The sequence below is a fragment of the Streptomyces sp. NPDC050315 genome (assembly GCF_040655775.1).
GTDB lineage: Bacteria > Actinomycetota > Actinomycetes > Streptomycetales > Streptomycetaceae > Streptomyces.
The window spans coordinates 1,593,837-1,609,545 of sequence record NZ_JBFAKN010000001.1; the positions used below are offsets into that span (position 1 = coordinate 1,593,837).

The following is a 15,709-nucleotide window of genomic DNA, read 5'->3' on the forward strand; positions in this document are numbered from 1 at the left end:
CATGCGGCGTGTCCGGTTCTACGAGTACGGCGGTCCCGAGGTACTGCGCATGGAGGAGGCCGAGGCGCCCGTGCCCGGTCCCGGTGAGCTGCTGGTGCGTACGGAGGCGATCGGGGTGACGCTGCCGTCCGTGCGCGCGGTGCGTGGCGACGGCAACGGCGGGGGTCCACCGCTGCCCGGCGTACTCGGCGGCGAGGTTGCCGGGGAGGTCGTCGGCATGGGCCCGGACGTCACGGCGTATACGGTCGGCGATCGCGTCACCGGGCTGCCCTTCACCGGTTCGTACGCCGAACTGGTCACCGTGCCGGTCGGGCTGGCGAGCCGGATACCGGACGGCGCGAGCGCGGTGGACGCGGTGGCGCTGGTGCGCGGCGGCCATGTGGCGCTCGCTGCGCTGCACACCGCGCAGCCCGTGGCGGGCGCTTCCGTCCTGGTCACGGGCGCGGCGAGCGCGACCGGGCATCTCGCGGTGCAGCTGGCGAGGATCCGGGGCGCGCGACGGGTGGTCGCGGCCGTGAGCGGCGCGGCGGGGCCGGCCAAAGCGGAGTTCCTGCGCGGACTGGGGGCCGACGAGGTCGTGACGTACGAGGCGGATCCCTGGGGCGAGCCGGCCGGGATCGTGCTGGACGGCGTCGGCGGCGAGCTGCTGCCGCGCGCGCTCGCGGCGTGCGCGCCCGGCGGGCGGCTGATTTTCTTCAACTCCGGCGGCGGCACGGTACCGGCGTACGAGCTGCTGGCCGGCGCGAAAACGATCACCGGCATGACGATGCGTCATTTCGCTGCCGGGAATCCGGAGCTGTACGCGCGGCAGGGCGCCGAGCTGTGGGAGCTGGCGCGGGACGGCCGGCTGCGCCCGGCGGTACACGCCGAGATCCCGCTCGCCGAGGCGGCCCGCGCGCACGCGCTCATCGAGGCACGCACCAATCTCGGCAAGGTCGTCCTGGTCCCCTGACGCCCCGTCGGGGAAGCGGGGACACTCCCCGGCCAATCCGGGTGACGCACGGTCCTTGCCGGGGCGCCTGCGGGACAAGTACCTTCCTCCGCACGAACATGGGACGTGGGATGTCCATACGTGGGATGTCCAGATGATCCGTCCGGCGGGCCCCGGGGAACCTTCCCGGACCCGCCGCGCGGCCGACGCCGATGCCTCGCCGATGCCTCGAAGGGCAGGTCGGACCATGACGTCAGATCTCAGCGAACACCGCAGTCCCGGCCCGAGACTCGGGCGACGCCGCTGGTGGGCCACGCTGGCCACGGCGGCGCTCGCCTTCCTCCCCCCGACTCCCGCACACGCCCAACCCCCCACCGAGGCGGCCCCGGCCGGCCTCACCCAGCAGGTGCTCTTCAAGGCCGCCCAGGAAAAGGGCTATGCCTGCTTCCGTATCCCCGCGATCGTGACGACCCCGCGCGGCACCCTTCTCGCCTTCGCCGAGGGCCGGGTGAACGACTGCGGGGACGCCGGCGACATAGACCTCGTGCTGAAACGGTCCACCGACGGCGGCCGTACCTGGGGCCCGCTCCAGGTCGTCAACGAGGGCGGCGGCGACACGCACGGCAATCCGGCGCCGGTCGTCGACCGCCGGACCGGCCGCGTGGTCCTCGCCGAGACCTACAACAAGGGCCGCGACGACGGCCGCAACTGCGATATACCGTGCGACCGCACGCCGCACCTGCAGTACAGCGACGACGACGGCCGTACCTGGTCCAAGCCCCGGGACATGACGTCCGCGCTCCGGCCGCCGTCGTGGAACTCCTGGTACGCGACCGGGCCTGTACACGGTATTCAGCTGACCCGCGGACGGTATGCAGGGCGGCTGGTCTACGCGGTCAACGCCGAGAGCTACGGGGGCGGCCGGATAACGGCCAATCACGCCGCTCTGATGTACAGCGACGACGGCGGCACCAAGTGGCACACCGGCGCGGTCGACACCTGGCGGACCGCGTCGGACGGAACGTTCCGCCAGAAGCCGTCCGAGATGACGCTCGTGGAGCGTGCGGACGGCGGGATCTACGTCAACGGGCGGGAGCAGGACGGTACGGACCTGGGGCACCGCACGGCGGCGGTCAGCCGGGACGGCGGACAGTCCTTCGCCGAGCCGTTCCGGGCCATTCCCGACCTGTACACGCCCATGGTCCAGGGCTCGGTGCTGCGGCTGCGGTCGCGGGCCGCCGACGGCTACAGCAGGCTGCTGTTCGCCGCGCCCGCCGACCCCGACCGGCGGCGCACCATGACCATCCGTTCCTCGTACGACGAGGGCCGCACGTGGGAGGGTGCGGAGCGGGGTGGGCGGATCACCACCGACTGGTCCGGCTACTCGGACATGACGAACATCAAGTCCGGGGAAGTCGGGCTGCTCTACGAGGGCGGCGCGGTGGACGCGCGGGACGAGATCCGCTTCGCGCGGTTCACCGAGGACTGGCTCGGGCCGCGCCGCGGGCCGGACCCGACGACGCCGGACAGCGGCGTCGGCGCCCGGCCGGCCGCCGTGCTGGGCGGCGCCCGTACGGCCGACGGCCGCTTCGGGCAGGCGCTGGCGCTGGACGGCAAGGACGACGCCGTACGGCTGCCGTTCCGCTCGTCGCTGCCGCTGGGCGACCGCGACTTCACCTGCAGCCTCTGGTTCCGGTACGAGGCGAAGAGCGGCGAGCAGCCGTTGCTGTGGATGGGCGGCGTGGGCAGCAGGGCGCCGCAGGTGGCGCTGCGCGCCGACCCCGCGAAGAACCGGCTCACGGCGGACCTCACGGCGCTCGCGGGCGCCGGGCCCGCGAAGTCCGCGCAGGCCGCCGTGGCCGGCGCGGCCAACGACGGGCGCTGGCACCACCTCGCGCTGCGCCGGTCGGGCGACCGTCTGTCGCTCACTGTGGACGGTATGCACACCACCTCGGTGGCCGATGTGCCCGGATCGGTCAGCCGGAACGACACGTTCGGGGTGCATCTCGGCCAGAAGCCGGACGCTCGCGCGCACTTCACGGGAGCGCTGGACGAGGTACGCGTCTACGGGCGCGCCCTGAGCGACCGTGAGCTGGCGGCGGTACGGGAGCAGAACGCACCGGCCGCGGCGCCGGCCGTGCTCCGGCTGCCGCTGGACCAGGTGCGCGGGGACTGACGAGGAGGCGGGGACGGCCGGTCAGCGGGTCTGGGTGCGGTGCGCCAGATCCGGATAGTCGACGATCAGGCCGTCCCCGTCGCACTCCAGGTCGCGCTGGAAGGCGCCCGAGGTGTACCGCACCCGGGCGCCTTCCTCCGTGCGGGCGAGGTGCGCGTACCGCTGCGGGGAGGGCTGTACGGCCAGCTCCGGCACCGACACCCACGCCATCACGAACTCGTGTTCCCCCGGGGAGCGGTGCAGGCCGTGGCGCAGCAGCGGCATGGTGTTGGTGAGCGGGCACAGCCCGAGGTCGCAGTCGAGCGCGCCCTCCAGGCCCGCCAGCGGCTCACCGCCCGCGGTCCACCGTCCCTCGTCGTCGCGGCGCAGATCCAGCTCGCGGCTGCCGGCCGCACTCTCGGCGCGTACCCGCAGCCGCCGCGTCACGAAGTCCTCGCCGGTCTCCAGCTCGTACGTGATCCAGTACGCCTCCGGTACGGTGCCCACCGCCCGGCCGTGCGCGGACAGCGTCCGCTCGCCGAGGTCGACCCACGCGGTCTCGATGCCCTTGCTCGCGGTGACGTCCCAGGTGAGGACGTGATGGCCCGTCATGGACGGCAGCTTAGGGGCGCGCCCCCACCGGGCCGGCGGCCGACACGGCGCCGGAGGACCCGGCGGCCTCCGCGGCCTCCGCTCGGCGTGCGTACCGCTTGGCGATCACCGCGCAGACCATCAGCTGCATCTGGTGGAAGAGCATCAGGGGCAGCACCGCGAGGCTGGCCTGGGCGCCGAACAGCACGCTGGCCATCGGCAGCCCTGCCGCCAGGCTCTTCTTCGAGCCCGCGAAGGTGATCGCGACGCGGTCGGCGCGCGGGAAGCCCAGCTTCCGCGAGCCGTACGTGGTCAGCGTCAGCATGACGGCCAGCAGTACGGCCTCGACGGCCACCAGCTCCACCAGCCGCCAGAAGGAGACCCGGCCCCAGATGCCCTGGACCATGCCGGTGCTGAACGCGGTGTAGACGACCAGCAGGATCGAGCCGCGGTCGACATAGCCGAGCACCTTCTTGTACCGGGTGAGGAAGCCGGAGATCCAGCGGCGCAGGAGCTGTCCGGCGAGGAAGGGCACCAGCAGCTGGAAGACGATGGAGAGCAGCGAGTCGGCGGAGAAGCCGCCGCCGTCGCCGCCCAGCAGCAGGGCCGCCAGCAGCGGGGTGAGAACGATGCCGACCAGGCTGGAGAAGGAGCCCGCGCAGATCGCCGCCGCGACGTTGCCGCGTGCGATGGACGTGAACGCGATCGAGGACTGGATCGTGGAGGGCACCAGGCACAGGAAGAGCAGCCCGGTGTAGAGCTGGGGCGTCAGCACGTACGGCACGAGGCCGCGCGCGGCCAGGCCGAGCAGCGGGAAGACGGCGAAGGTGAAGGCCAGGACCGTGAGGTGCAGGCGCCAGTGGCGCAGGCCGTCCATCGCCTCACGGGTGGAGAGCCGGGCGCCGTAGAGGAAGAAGAGCAGGGCGACGGCGCCGGTCGAGGCGCCCTCGGCGCCGGTGGCCACGGGGCCTCTGGCGGGCAGCAGCGCCGCCAGCACGACCGTGCCGATGAGCGCCAGGATGTATCCGTCCACGGGGAGCCAGGAGGGGATCTTCAGCTGAGGGCGGCGCATGGTCTCTCTATCGGTCGACGGCTCGGGCCGGGGTATGCGGTCATCTCGATGCGGTATCCCGTACGTGGTGTCCCGTATGCGGTGTGCCGTATGCCCCGGGGCATGGACGGTGCCTTCTCCAGAGTGCTTCCTCGATCGGCAATCGGGAAGCCCTCTTACCGTAGTCACTGTCATTACGGATCGAGATGGCCGGGGTAGGCTCGGAGCGTGTTCGATCCCGTACAGCTGCGGACCTTCCTGGCCGTGGCACAGACCCTGAGCTTCACGCAGGCCGCGCAGCGCCTCGGGGTGCAGCAGTCGACCGTCAGCCAGCATGTGCGGAAGCTGGAGGCGGCGGCCGGGCGCCGGCTGTTCGCGCGGGACACCCACGGAGTGGACCTGACCGAGGACGGCGAGGCGATGCTCGGCTTCGCGCGCACGATCCTGGAGGCCAACGAGCGGGCCACGGACTTCTTCGCGGGGACGCGGCTGCGCGGCCGGCTGCGGTTCGGCGCGTCCGAGGACTTCGTACTGACCCGGCTGCCGGAGGTGCTGGAGGGATTCCGCCGGGACCATCCGGAGGTGGACCTGGAGCTGACGGTCGAGCTGTCGGGGACGCTGCACGAGCGGCTGGCGGCGGGGCGGCTGGACCTCGTACTGGCCAAGCGGCGCCCGGAGGATCCGCAGGGGCGGCTGATCTGGCGGGACAAGCTGGTGTGGATCGGCAGCGAGCGGCTGCGGCTTGATCCGCAGCGGCCGGTACCGCTGGTGCTCTTCCCGCAGCCGGCGCTGACCCGGGCGCGCGCCCTCCAGGCGCTGGAGGCGCAGGGCCGCGAGTGGCGCATCGCCTGTACGAGCGGCAGCCTCAACGGGCTGATCGCGGCGACCCGCGCCGGGCTCGGCGTGATGGCGCACTCGCTCGGCATGATCCCGCCGGGGCTGGTCCGGGTGGGCGCCCGGGCGGGGCTGCCGGAGCTCGGCGGTGTCGACTTCGTCCTGGTGCACGGCCGCCCGGACGCCCCGGCGAGCCGCCCGGCGGAGGCGCTGGCGGCCGCGATCCTGGCGGGCGGCGACCGGCTGCACCTGCCGTAGGACGGTGCGGCAGTGGCAGCGTGCGTCAGAGTTCCCGGGTTGCGTACGCGCCTCAGAACCCCGTGTCGTCGAACTGATCCAGGAGCACGTCGGCCGGCGTCTCAAGGGCGGCCGCGCTGGCCCCCGAGAGCTGCTGTTCGGTCCAGATGACCTTGCCGCCGGGGGTGTACCGGGTCCCCCACCGCTGCGACAGATGGGCGACGAGGAACAGCCCGCGGCCGCCCTCGTCCGTGCTCGTCGCCCGGCGCAGGTGCGGGGCCGTGCTGCTGCTGTCCGCCACCTCGCAGATCAGACAGCGGTCGCGGAGCAGTCGCAGCCGGACGGGCGGCGCGCCGTACCGGATCGCGTTCGTGATCAGCTCGCTGAGGATCAGCTCCGTACTGAAGACGATGTCCGACAGACCCCACTCCGCCAACTGTGCCCCGCATTCGGCGCGCAGCCGGCCCACCTCCGCCGGGTCCGGGGCCACCTCCCAGTCCGCGACCTTCGTCGGTGCGAGCAGCCGGGTGCGGGCGACCACGAGCGCGATGTCGTCGGAGGGGCGTTCGGGCACCATCGCGTCGACGGCGGCCTGGCACATCTCTTCCGGGCTGCGGCCCGCGGCCCGTTCCAGCGCTCCGGCCAGCATGTTCAGGCCGTCGTCGATGTCGCGTCCGCGGTCCTCGACCAGGCCATCGGTGAACAGCACCAGGGACGAGCCCTCGGTCAGCCGCAGCTCCGTGGGCTCGAAGGGGTGGCCGCCCAGCCCCAGCGGCGGGGAGGGCGCCACCTCCGGGTAGGTGATCGTGCCGTCCGGGCCCATCAGCGCGGGGCCGGGGTGGCCGGCCGTGGCCACCGTGCATACTCCACTCACCGAGTCGTAGATCGCATACAGGCAGGTCGCGCCCGTCACGCCCTCCCAGCCGCGGGCGCCCTCGCTGTCCTCCTCGCTGTCGATACGGGTGACCAGCTCGTCCAGATGGCCGAGCAGTTCGTCCACCGGCAGGTCCAGCGAGGAGAAGTTGTGCACCGCGGTCCGCAGCCGTCCCATCGTCGCCGCGGCGTGCAGCCCGTGCCCCACCACGTCGCCCACCACCAGCGCCACCCGCGCGCCCGGCAGCGGGATGACGTCGAACCAGTCGCCGCCCACCCCCGCCTGGGCCGGCAGGTACCGCCAGGCCACGTCCAGCGCGTCCTGCTCGGGGAGGCCGCGGGGCAGCAGGCTGCGCTGGAGGGTCACGGCCATGGCGTGTTCGCGGGCGTAGCGCCGGGCGTTGTCGATGCAGACCGCGGCGCGCGCGGTGACCTCCTCGGCGAAGGAGAGGTCCTCCTCCTCGAAGGGCGGGGAGTCGCCCAGCCGCCAGAAATTGGCCATGCCCATGACCACGCCGCGCGCCCGCAGCGGCGCCGTCACCAGGGAGTGCGCGCCGTAGTCCAGGATCCGTTGTTTCTGGACGGCGTCCTGGTTCGCCCACGCGCTGTCCCGCAGCAGGTCCGTCTGCAGCATGGCGCGGCCGCTCTCCAAGGACGCCACCTGCGGCGTGGTGGGCACAAAGTCGACCAGGTCGCCGACCGGGTAGAGCGGCAGGTCGCCGTGGCCGCCGCCGGCCGCCAGGCGCCGCATCCGCCAGTCGGTGTGCGCCGCCGGCTCGCCGCCCTCGGTCACCGCTTCCAGCAGGTCGACGGTGACGATGTCGGCGAACCGCGGCACCGCCACCTCCGTCAGTTCCTCCGCCGTACGCACCACGTCCAGCGTCGTGCCGATCCGCACCCCCGACTCGTACAGCAGCTTCAGCCGCTCGCCGGCGACCTCGGCGCGGCCGGTCAGGGCGGCGAGCTCGGTGGTGTCGCGGAGCGTGGTGACGCTGCCGCGCGGTCCGCCCGCGCGTGCGGTGGACCGTACGTTGACGGCCAGCAGGCGGTTGGCCGCGTGGTGCACCTCGTCGGTGGCCGACCGCCCGGAGCGCATCAGCTCCACCAGCCGGTCCGGCAGGCCCAGCTCGTCGACGGGGCGCCCGTCCAGGCGGCCGTCGGGCAGCTCCAGCAGCCGCCGCGCCTCGTCATTGACCAGCAGCAGCCGCCCGTCGCCGCCGAGGATCACCACGCCTTCCCGCACGGCGTGCAGGACCGCGTCGTGGTGCTCGTACATCCGGGTCATCTCGGCCTGGCCCAGGCCGTGCGTCTGGCGGCGGAGCCGCCGGGTCACCAGGGCCGTACCGCCGGCGGCCAGCGCCAGGCCCAGCGCGGCGGCGCCGAGCAGCACCGGCATCTGGCGCTCCACGGTGTTCTCCGCGCGCTCCAGGGTGATGCCGGCGGAGACCATGCCCACGAGGGAGCCGTCGGCGCGGGTGATGGGTGCGGTGGTGTCCACGGCGTCCCCCAGGGGGCCGCCGGGGATGATCTCCGTGAACGGCTGTCCCTTGCGCGCGGCCTCCAGAGCCGGGCCGAAGGCGCCGACCACGTGCTTGCCGATCAGCTTCCGGTCGGGGTGGGTCACCCGGATGCCGTCGAGGCCGAAGACGACGATGTAGTCCACGTCGGCCCGCTTGCGCACCGCTTCGGCGCGCGGCTGCAGGTCCGCCGTGGGGTGCGGGCCGTCCATCGCCCTGGCAGCGCCGGCCGAGGCCGCGAAGGTCTCGGCCACGGACCGCGACCGGTGCTCCGCCGCGTCCGTGCTGTCCCGCGTGGCCTGGAGGGCCAGGGCCGAGACCGCGGCCGCCACCAGCAGCACCACGATGACCACTTGGAGGACGAAGACCTGTCCGGCGAGGCTGCGCGGATTCAGCAGGGAGCGCGGCCCTGCCCGCAAAGGGTGACGCATCCGACGAAGTCCCGCCATAACCAATTTCTAACACCGCTGCCTCCCTCCTGCCGCAGGGCCGCGCGACCGGCCTACGGGGTGCCCGATGAGACGCCCTGACCGGACGTCACCCGGGGATGCGCCGACACCGGCTCGGTGGCCGGGCCGGGGCGCAGCAGGCTCAGCCCGAACATCAGTACGCAGTTGAAGGCCACCGCCACGAGACCCGCGTTGATGCCGCCGAGCCCGGGGTCGGTCACGTACAGCACGATGGACGCCGCGATTCCGCCGAGCATCCCCGCCGAGACCGCCCACGGCCGCACCCGCCGGAAGAACATCAGCGCGAGCCAGCCCGGTACGAGCTGGCCGAGCAGGTAGTACGTCAGGTTGAGCACCGTCAGCATCAGCGTCGAGGCGGTGAGGGTGAGCACCGCGGCGGCGACCAGGAAGACCGCGACGACCGCCGTGGTGGTGCGGCGCTGCGCCTCGGGGCGGATGTTCGGTGCGAGGTTGCGGGAGACGATGCCGCCGATGGTGAGCGCGGTGACGGCCAGTACGAGGACGCCCGACAGGCCGGCGCCCGCGGCGACCACGCCCACCAGCCAGTCCGGCAGCCGGTCCTGGACGACCGCCATGAAGACCGTGTTGGGATCCTTGACGTCCGGCCGGTCGGCGAAGGCGAAGTAGGCGGTGGCGACCAGGAACGGATACATCAGCATGTAGACCGGCATCCACACCGTCGAGGACTTGATCGCCCGCTCGGACTTGGCGGTGAAGATGTACGCGGCGGAGAAGCCCAGGTAGAAGGTGACGCTCTGGAAGACGATGGTGGTGAGCGCGAAGACCATCGGCGAGCCGCTCATCGTCATCTGCGCGCGCGGCACGGAATGCGGGCCGAAGACCTCCGCCGGGCCGCCGCCCGCCGTCACCGCGACCACCCCGGCCACGACGATGCCCAGCACCATCAGCACGTCCTTGAGGATCGCGACGAAGGCGGGCGAGCGGACCCCAGAGACGGCCAGGTAGAGGAAGGCGATCACGCCCGCCAGGATCACCGACTGCACGGGGCTGATCGGCAGCCCGAGCGCCTGCAGCACGACCTGCATGCCGATGAACTGGTACTGGCCCCACGGCACCAGCGCGAGCAGCAGTGCGCCCGCCGTGACCAGCTCCAGGCTCCGGCTGCGGAAGTGCCGCCCGAAGACGTCCGGGATGGTCATCGCGTCGTACCGCACGCCGGCCCGCCAGATCAGCGGCGCGATGTAGTACCCCAGCGGATAGGCCAGCAGGATGTAGCCGAGGAACCAGATGCCGTAGCTCGCGCCGCCCGCGTAGATGCCCGCCGGGAAGCCGATCATGGTGCCGATGCTGTAGATCTCGCCGACCGCGAGGAAGTACAGCAGCCAGGGCGGGAAGGAGCGGCCGCCGACGAGGTACTCCCCGATCGACATGTTCTTCATCCCGCGCCGGGCGCTGAAGGCGACCAGGACGGAGACCGCCATGACGCCGAAGAAGATCGCCGCGGTCATCTCGTTGCCTCCTCGTCGGTGCGCGCGTCGTCCCGGTACCGCGGTTCGTCGATCCGCCAGGCCACCCACAGGCACAGGCTGGTGAGCGGGAACCAGGCGAACATCCACGCCCACAGCAGCGGGATGCCGAGGAGGTACACGTCCGTGTCCGCGATCAGCGGCATGACGACGAGGATCGCCAGGACCGGCACCCCGAGTCCGATGCCGAGGCTTTTGCGGCTGTCCTTCACCGGCCCCCGCCTCCCTCGGCGGGGCGCCCGGTGTCCAGCCCGGCGCCGCCCCACACGACCTCACCGCCGATGACCGTCGCGTCCACCTGGAGCGCCCGCACCGCGTCCGGCGCGACGGCGCCCGGGTCCGCGGAGAGCACCGCGATGTCCGCCAGCTTCCCCGGCTCCAGACTGCCCTTCTCGCGCTCCTCGAAGCCGAGGTGGGCAGCCTGGCTGGTGTAGCCGCGCAGCGCCGTGTCCACGTCCACCCGCTGCTCGGGCCCCAGCTCGTGGCCGTCGCGGGTCGTCCGGCGCACCGCGCACCAGATGCCCTCCAGCGGCGGTACGGGCACCACCGGCGTGTCCGAGTGCAGCCCGAACGTCACGCCGTGCTTGACCGCGGAGGCGAGCGGGTCGATGCGCCGCGCCCGCTCGGGGCCGAGGAAGCGGTCCCGGTGCCGGTCGCCCCAGTAGTAGACGTGCTTGATGAAGAAGGAGGCGAGGATGCCGGCGCCGGCCATCTGGTCCAGCTGCCGCTCGCTGACCATCTGGCAGTGCTCGATACGGTGCCGCCGGTCGCCCTCCAGCGGGTCGAGGCCGAGCTTCGCGTACGCCTCCAGGACCGCCTGGATCGCCGCGTCCCCGTTGCCGTGGATCGCGACCTGCCAGCCCGCGTCGTGCAGTGTGGCCACCCGCCTGCTGAGGTCGTCCTGCGGGAAGATCAGCAGCCCGTTCTTGTCCGGCGCGCAGGCGTACCCCTCCGAGACGCAGCCGGTCAGCCCCTGCAACGAGCCGTCGGCCCACAGCTTCACGCCGCCCACCCGGAAGAGGTCGTCGCCCAGCCCCGCGACACCGGCCTCGACGGGGCTCAGCTCGCCGCGCCCCAGCCCCGGGAAGAGGTCCTGCACGAGGTACGCCCGGACGCGGTTGCGCAGCCGTCCCTTGCGGCGCGCCAGCCGGTACGCGTCGAGTTCCGCGGGCCCGCCGACCAGCCCGAGGCCGGTGTCGTGGACGGTGGTGACGCCGGCCGCGAGGTAGGCGTCACCGGCCAGCCCGATCGCCTCGGCGAGGTCGGCGGTCTCCGGCTTGGGCATGGCGGCGTACGCGGCGAACGCGGCGGTCTCCGCGAGCACCCCGTCCGGCTCGCCCGCCGCGTCCCGGTGGATCGCGCCGCCCACCGGGTCGGGGGTGTTCCGGTCGATGCCGAGCAGTCGCAGGCCGACTGTATTCAGTACACAGAAGTGGCCGGAGACGTGCTGGAGGCAGACCGGCCGGTCCTTGGACACCGGGTCGAGGTCGGCGCGGGTGGGGTGCCGGTCGTCGGCGAGCAGCGTGTCGTCGTACCGGTAGCCGCGCACCCACGTGCCCGGTTCGGCGTCGGCGGTGGCCTGCTCCACCCGGGCGACGATGTCGGCGATGGTGGCGTTGGGCGGGCTGCCCGCGTCGACGTCCGCGGCGAGCGTCAGCCCGAAGAAGGTGGGGTGGTTGTGGGTCTCGATGAACCCCGGCACCGCGCAGCGGCCCTGGAGGTCCAGTACCCGGGTGCGCGGCCCGATGAGCCCGCGTACCGCGGCGTCGTCGTCGACGGCCAGTACCCGTCCGCCGCGCGCGGCGAGAGCGGTACGGGTCGTACCGGCCCGGTCCATCGTGCGGACCGTGCCGTTGAGAAGCACCAGATCGGCGGCTGTGAATGGATCGGCGGTACGGGGTACCTCGGGCATCGAGCGGTCACCACCTGACGCAGGCCGGCGCCTGCTGATCGGCATGGAGTTGATCGGCAACGAATTCCGACATGCTGCCCGCTGGGCGCCCGGTGCGACAGGACCAGAAGAGGGTGGGTCGCAGGAGTCCAGCGGCCCGGCGACCGCACCGGCCCGGCCCATCCCGGGGTGCGGGCCGGCGAGGGGTGGGGCAGCGTGGTTGCCGTCCCGCCGAATGAGACGAAGGAGTTCCGGCATGGGTGACAAGGGCGCCATGGACAAGCTCAAGGGCAAGGCCAAGCGGATGGCCGGCAAGGCCACCGGCGACAGCCGGACGAAGGGCCAGGGCCGCGCCGACGAGGCGAAGGGCAAGGCGAAGAACGCCATGGACGACGCCAAGGGCCAGAGCCGGGGGATGAAGGACTCCCTGACGGACCGCGACGAAACCTGACCCGGCACCACCTGCGCGGCCCGGCGGCCCGTTCCTTGTGAGCGGCCGTCGGGCCGTTGCGTCTTGAGGTCCAGGGGCGTCTTGAGGTCCAGGGGCGTCTTGACGGTCCAGGAGCGTCTTGACGGTCCGGAGAACGGCGTGAGAACGTTCCCACACGCTGGCCGTGAGAACGTTCTCACGACGAGAGCTGCAAAGGATTCTGTATGCGAACTTCCGCTCACCGTCTACGCGTCGCCGTCCTGGGCGGTGGCGTCATCGGGGTGTCGACCGCCGCGCAGCTCGCCCGCCGCGGTGCGGACGTCGTCCTGGTCACCGAGGGCGAACTGGCCGACGGCGCTTCGGGCCGGTCGCTGTCCTGGCTCAACTCCTTCGGCGGCAAGCGCTCCGAGGCGTACCACCGGCTCCGGCTGCTCGGCATGGACCGGTACCGCACGTACGCCACCCGGGTCCCCTCCTCCGACTACTTGAAGTTCGACGGCGGGCTGACCTGGGCGCGGCCCGGCGCGGCCGAGTCGCACCGGACGGCGTTCGCACACATGCGGCGCAATGGGTACGACGCCGAGTGGCTGACCCGCGACGAAGTCGCGCGGTGGACGCCCGGCGTCGCCCCGGACGCGATCCCCGACGAGGGCGCGATCTTCAACCCGGGCGAGGGCTGGGTGGACCTCGTCCCGCTCGTCCGGCAGCTCGCCGCCGACCTCACCGCGCGCGGCGGCCGGATCGTCACCGGCGCCGGTCCCGCCTCCGTCGTCGTCGAGGGCGACCGGGCGGCCGCCGTACGCACGGGCACCGGCGAACGCATCGACGTAGACACGGTCCTGCTGGCGACGGGGGCCGATGTACCGGGCACAGTACGGCAGTTCGGCGTGGAGATCCCCGACGCGACGTCCAAGGCGCTGCTCGTACACACCACGCCCTTCGGCACGGCCCTGCGCGCCACGCTGAACACCCCGCGGGTAGCGCTGCGGCCCACTCCGGACGGTGCGCTGGTGATGGACTCCGACGCCACGGCGGGCGAGGTGATCGCCCATGCGGACGGCACCTACGAGGTCAAGGACTCCACGGTGGAGAAGCTGCTCCGCGAGGCGTCGGCCGTCCTCACCGGCCATCCGCGCCTGGAACTCGACTCCTTCGGTGTGGGCCGCAAGCCGATCCCGGGGGACGGCGAGCCGGTGCTCGGTGAACTCGACGAGGTGGCGGGCCTGTTCGTGGCATTCACCCACAGCGGCGCGACGCTCGCCCTGATCGTCGGCGAGCTGCTGGCCGAGGAGATCGTCACCGGGGAACGCAGCCCGGTGCTGGCGGCGTTCCGGCCCGGCCGATTCCGCTGACGCTCTTTGGCCGTTGGGGCCTGTGTGGCTCCGACCTCCGGTAGAGCCTGTGTGGCTCTTGCCTCCGGCGATCACGTTCCCGCACGCGTGGTGAAGCGGGACGGGGGTGTGCCGAAGGCGCGGGTGAAGGCGGCGGTGAACGCGGCGGGCGAGGCATAGCCGAGGTGCCCTGCGACCTCGGTGACCGGCGCGGTGCGCAGCAGCGGGACGGCCGCGAGCAGCCGGGCGCGGGACCGCCAGACGGCCGGACTGTCGCCGGTCTCCGCCCGGAAGCGCCGGGTGAAGGCCCGCTCGCTCATGGCCGTCCGCGCGGCCCACGCGGCATTGGTGACACCGGCGTCCGGGGCGGACAGATACCCGCGGCAGAGCGCCGCGAGATCGGCGGAGGCGGGAATCCCGACGTGGAACGGGAGCGGGGTGCGCGCGGCGATCTCGTGCAGGAGGAGCGCGGCGATATGCCCCTCCCGCCCGGAGAGGCGGTAGTCGGCCTCGAACTCGACGGCGGCCAGCAGGAGTTCGCGCAGCAGCGGCGGTACGTCCACGACCGTACAGGTGGCTGGCCACCAGGGGACGGCGTCCGGCTCGATGTACAGGCTGCGGGTGCTCACCCCCAGCATGCGGACGCGGTGCGGGGTGGCGGCCGGAATCAGGACGGCGCGCTCGGGCGGAACGGTCCAGCTGCCCTCGTCGGTGTCGACGACCATGACGCCGGTGGCGCCGTAGAGGAACTGCGCGCGCCGGTGCTCGTGCCAGTCCAGTACGTGGCCGGACGGGTAGTCGGTGCCGATCGGCAGGACGGCCCGGTCGACGTGGTCGACGCTGTCCAGGGGGACGTTCTTCACCGAGTCACCGTACTGGCCGACACACTGACGACGTCCTGGCCGAGATGCGAAAGAAGAGCGCCGACTTTCGCATGCGAGAAGCCTCGTGCGGCTGGTGGACTGGATCCTGTGGACGTTATGGCATTGCCGGTGGACGTTATGGCATTGATCGGGATCGGGCTTCTCACCGGGGTGACGACCGTGTTGTTCGGGTTCGGTGGCGGGTTCGTCGCGGTCCCGGTGGTGGTGTGGGCGGACGCCGCGCTCGGCGCGGACGCGATGCGGGTCGCGACGGCCACCTCGGCCCTGGTGATGGTGGTGAACGCCGGATTCGCGACCGCGGTCACGCCACGGCGGGTGCTTGCCGCCCTCCGGGGCAGCGGCGCGCTCCTCCTCCTGCTGGCGGCCGGCGCCGCAGCCGGTGCGCTCGCCACGCGCCTCGCCCCACCCGCCCTGGCCCGCTGGGCGTTCATCGCATACATCATTCTGACCATCGTCGACCTGCTGCTGCGTCCCGGATTCCTCCGCCCGCGCACACAGGTTGATCGGCGTACCCAGGTTGATCGGCGTACACAGGTTGATCCGCGCACACAGGCTGGTCCGCGCACACAGGTCGAGGCGCCTGCCGACGCGCCGCGGCCGTTGCCCGCCGCCGTCGGCGCACCCGTCGGCGCGGTCGCCGCCTTCCTCGGCGTGGGCGGCAGCGTCCTGACCGTGCCCGCGATGCGGCGGGCCGGGCACACGATGCATGTGGCGACCGCGTTGGCCAACCCGCTCACCCTCGCCATCGCGCTCCCGGCCGCCCTGATCTCCCTGGGCGGCTATGCGCTCCCGGCAAGCGCGGACGCGCAGGCGCACCTGGTGGGTCTCGTCGACCCCGGCGCCGCCGCGGCGCTGCTCCTGGGAGCCCTGCCGGTGATCGCGATACTGCGCCGGCGCCCGCCGCGCATACCGGACCGCCTCTACGCGTGGTCCTACATCGGACTGCTCTCGGTGGTGGCGGTCGCGATGCTGCCGACGGGCTAGGCCGAGAGGTGGGGCGAGAGGCACGGAAGGCGCCGATTAGGTG

Annotated in this window: 13 protein-coding genes; 6 read left to right on the forward strand and 7 right to left on the reverse strand. The window is 72.7% G+C overall.

Features of this window, described 5'->3' with window-relative positions; genetic code table 11:
- Nucleotide 1 precedes the first annotated feature (1 nt).
- On the forward strand, nucleotides 2–952 hold the full coding sequence (locus AB0I82_RS06855; protein WP_363255991.1) for a zinc-binding dehydrogenase: 951 nt from the start codon (nucleotides 2–4) through the stop codon (nucleotides 950–952).
- A 226-nt stretch (nucleotides 953–1,178) separates the two neighbouring features.
- Nucleotides 1,179–3,107 carry a sialidase family protein gene (locus AB0I82_RS06860; RefSeq protein WP_363255992.1) on the forward strand — a complete coding sequence of 643 codons (1,929 nt, stop codon included), beginning with the start codon at nucleotides 1,179–1,181 and terminating at the stop codon, nucleotides 3,105–3,107.
- Nucleotides 3,108–3,128: 21 nt separating this feature from the next.
- Here the strand turns inward: AB0I82_RS06860 and AB0I82_RS06865 are convergent, their stop codons facing one another.
- Entirely contained in the window at nucleotides 3,129–3,698 is a 570-nt protein-coding gene (locus tag AB0I82_RS06865) for a putative glycolipid-binding domain-containing protein (protein WP_363255993.1), read from the reverse strand.
- A gap of 10 nt (nucleotides 3,699–3,708) precedes the next feature.
- The gene (locus AB0I82_RS06870) at nucleotides 3,709–4,749 is read right to left on the reverse strand and encodes a bile acid:sodium symporter family protein (RefSeq protein ID WP_363255994.1); all 1,041 of its coding nucleotides are present in this window, start codon (nucleotides 4,747–4,749) and stop codon (nucleotides 3,709–3,711) included.
- A 207-nt stretch (nucleotides 4,750–4,956) separates the two neighbouring features.
- On the opposite strand from AB0I82_RS06870, the gene AB0I82_RS06875 reads away from it, so the two are divergent.
- Nucleotides 4,957–5,820 carry a LysR substrate-binding domain-containing protein gene (locus AB0I82_RS06875; protein WP_363255995.1) on the forward strand — a complete coding sequence of 288 codons (864 nt, stop codon included), beginning with the start codon at nucleotides 4,957–4,959 and terminating at the stop codon, nucleotides 5,818–5,820.
- A gap of 52 nt (nucleotides 5,821–5,872) precedes the next feature.
- Here the strand turns inward: AB0I82_RS06875 and AB0I82_RS06880 are convergent, their stop codons facing one another.
- The 4 genes from AB0I82_RS06880 to AB0I82_RS06895 form a co-directional block, all read right to left on the reverse strand.
- Complete coding sequence (locus AB0I82_RS06880) at nucleotides 5,873–8,620, reverse strand: SpoIIE family protein phosphatase (protein ID WP_363255996.1); 2,748 nt, start codon at nucleotides 8,618–8,620, stop codon at nucleotides 5,873–5,875.
- Nucleotides 8,621–8,691: 71 nt separating this feature from the next.
- Nucleotides 8,692–10,128, reverse strand: a complete 1,437-nt coding sequence (locus AB0I82_RS06885; RefSeq protein ID WP_363255997.1) for a sodium:solute symporter family protein — start codon at nucleotides 10,126–10,128, stop codon at nucleotides 8,692–8,694.
- The gene (locus AB0I82_RS06890) at nucleotides 10,125–10,358 is read right to left on the reverse strand and encodes a DUF3311 domain-containing protein (RefSeq protein ID WP_363255998.1); all 234 of its coding nucleotides are present in this window, start codon (nucleotides 10,356–10,358) and stop codon (nucleotides 10,125–10,127) included. Before AB0I82_RS06890 ends, AB0I82_RS06885 begins: the two co-directional genes overlap by 4 nt.
- Nucleotides 10,355–12,058, reverse strand: coding sequence for an amidohydrolase (locus AB0I82_RS06895; RefSeq protein WP_363255999.1), 1,704 nt, complete (start codon nucleotides 12,056–12,058; stop codon nucleotides 10,355–10,357). The genes AB0I82_RS06890 and AB0I82_RS06895 overlap by 4 nt, the downstream gene beginning before the upstream one ends.
- 235 nt (nucleotides 12,059–12,293) lie before the next feature.
- Here AB0I82_RS06895 and AB0I82_RS06900 point away from each other — a divergent pair, with 235 nt between their 5' ends.
- Together AB0I82_RS06900 and AB0I82_RS06905 are read left to right on the forward strand one after the other, a co-directional pair.
- Nucleotides 12,294–12,488, forward strand: coding sequence for a CsbD family protein (locus AB0I82_RS06900; protein ID WP_363256000.1), 195 nt, complete (start codon nucleotides 12,294–12,296; stop codon nucleotides 12,486–12,488).
- A 203-nt stretch (nucleotides 12,489–12,691) separates the two neighbouring features.
- Entirely contained in the window at nucleotides 12,692–13,819 is a 1,128-nt protein-coding gene (locus AB0I82_RS06905) for an FAD-binding oxidoreductase (protein ID WP_363256001.1), read from the forward strand.
- Nucleotides 13,820–13,890: 71 nt separating this feature from the next.
- On the opposite strand, the gene AB0I82_RS06910 is transcribed toward AB0I82_RS06905, so the two are convergent.
- The gene (locus AB0I82_RS06910) at nucleotides 13,891–14,661 is read right to left on the reverse strand and encodes a helix-turn-helix transcriptional regulator (protein WP_363256002.1); all 771 of its coding nucleotides are present in this window, start codon (nucleotides 14,659–14,661) and stop codon (nucleotides 13,891–13,893) included.
- Between the two features lie 129 nt (nucleotides 14,662–14,790).
- Between AB0I82_RS06910 and AB0I82_RS06915 the strand changes: the two genes are divergently transcribed.
- A complete protein-coding gene (locus AB0I82_RS06915) occupies nucleotides 14,791–15,666 on the forward strand; it encodes a sulfite exporter TauE/SafE family protein (protein ID WP_363256003.1) in 876 nt (291 codons plus the stop codon).
- Nucleotides 15,667–15,709 lie beyond the last annotated feature (43 nt).

What these genes read in the sequence shown, in the direction of transcription:
- AB0I82_RS06855 (WP_363255991.1), top strand. Translation starts at nt 2, where the DNA reads ATGCGGCGTGTCCGGTTCTACGAGTACGGCGGTCCCGAGGTACTGCGC.
- AB0I82_RS06860 (WP_363255992.1), top strand. Translation starts at nt 1,179, where the DNA reads ATGACGTCAGATCTCAGCGAACACCGCAGTCCCGGCCCGAGACTCGGG.
- AB0I82_RS06865 (WP_363255993.1), bottom strand. Translation starts at nt 3,698, where the DNA reads ATGACGGGCCATCACGTCCTCACCTGGGACGTCACCGCGAGCAAGGGC.
- AB0I82_RS06870 (WP_363255994.1), bottom strand. Translation starts at nt 4,749, where the DNA reads ATGCGCCGCCCTCAGCTGAAGATCCCCTCCTGGCTCCCCGTGGACGGA.
- AB0I82_RS06880 (WP_363255996.1), bottom strand. Translation starts at nt 8,620, where the DNA reads ATGCGTCACCCTTTGCGGGCAGGGCCGCGCTCCCTGCTGAATCCGCGC.
- AB0I82_RS06885 (WP_363255997.1), bottom strand. Translation starts at nt 10,128, where the DNA reads ATGACCGCGGCGATCTTCTTCGGCGTCATGGCGGTCTCCGTCCTGGTC.
- AB0I82_RS06895 (WP_363255999.1), bottom strand. Translation starts at nt 12,058, where the DNA reads ATGCCCGAGGTACCCCGTACCGCCGATCCATTCACAGCCGCCGATCTG.
- AB0I82_RS06900 (WP_363256000.1), top strand. Translation starts at nt 12,294, where the DNA reads ATGGGTGACAAGGGCGCCATGGACAAGCTCAAGGGCAAGGCCAAGCGG.
- AB0I82_RS06905 (WP_363256001.1), top strand. Translation starts at nt 12,692, where the DNA reads ATGCGAACTTCCGCTCACCGTCTACGCGTCGCCGTCCTGGGCGGTGGC.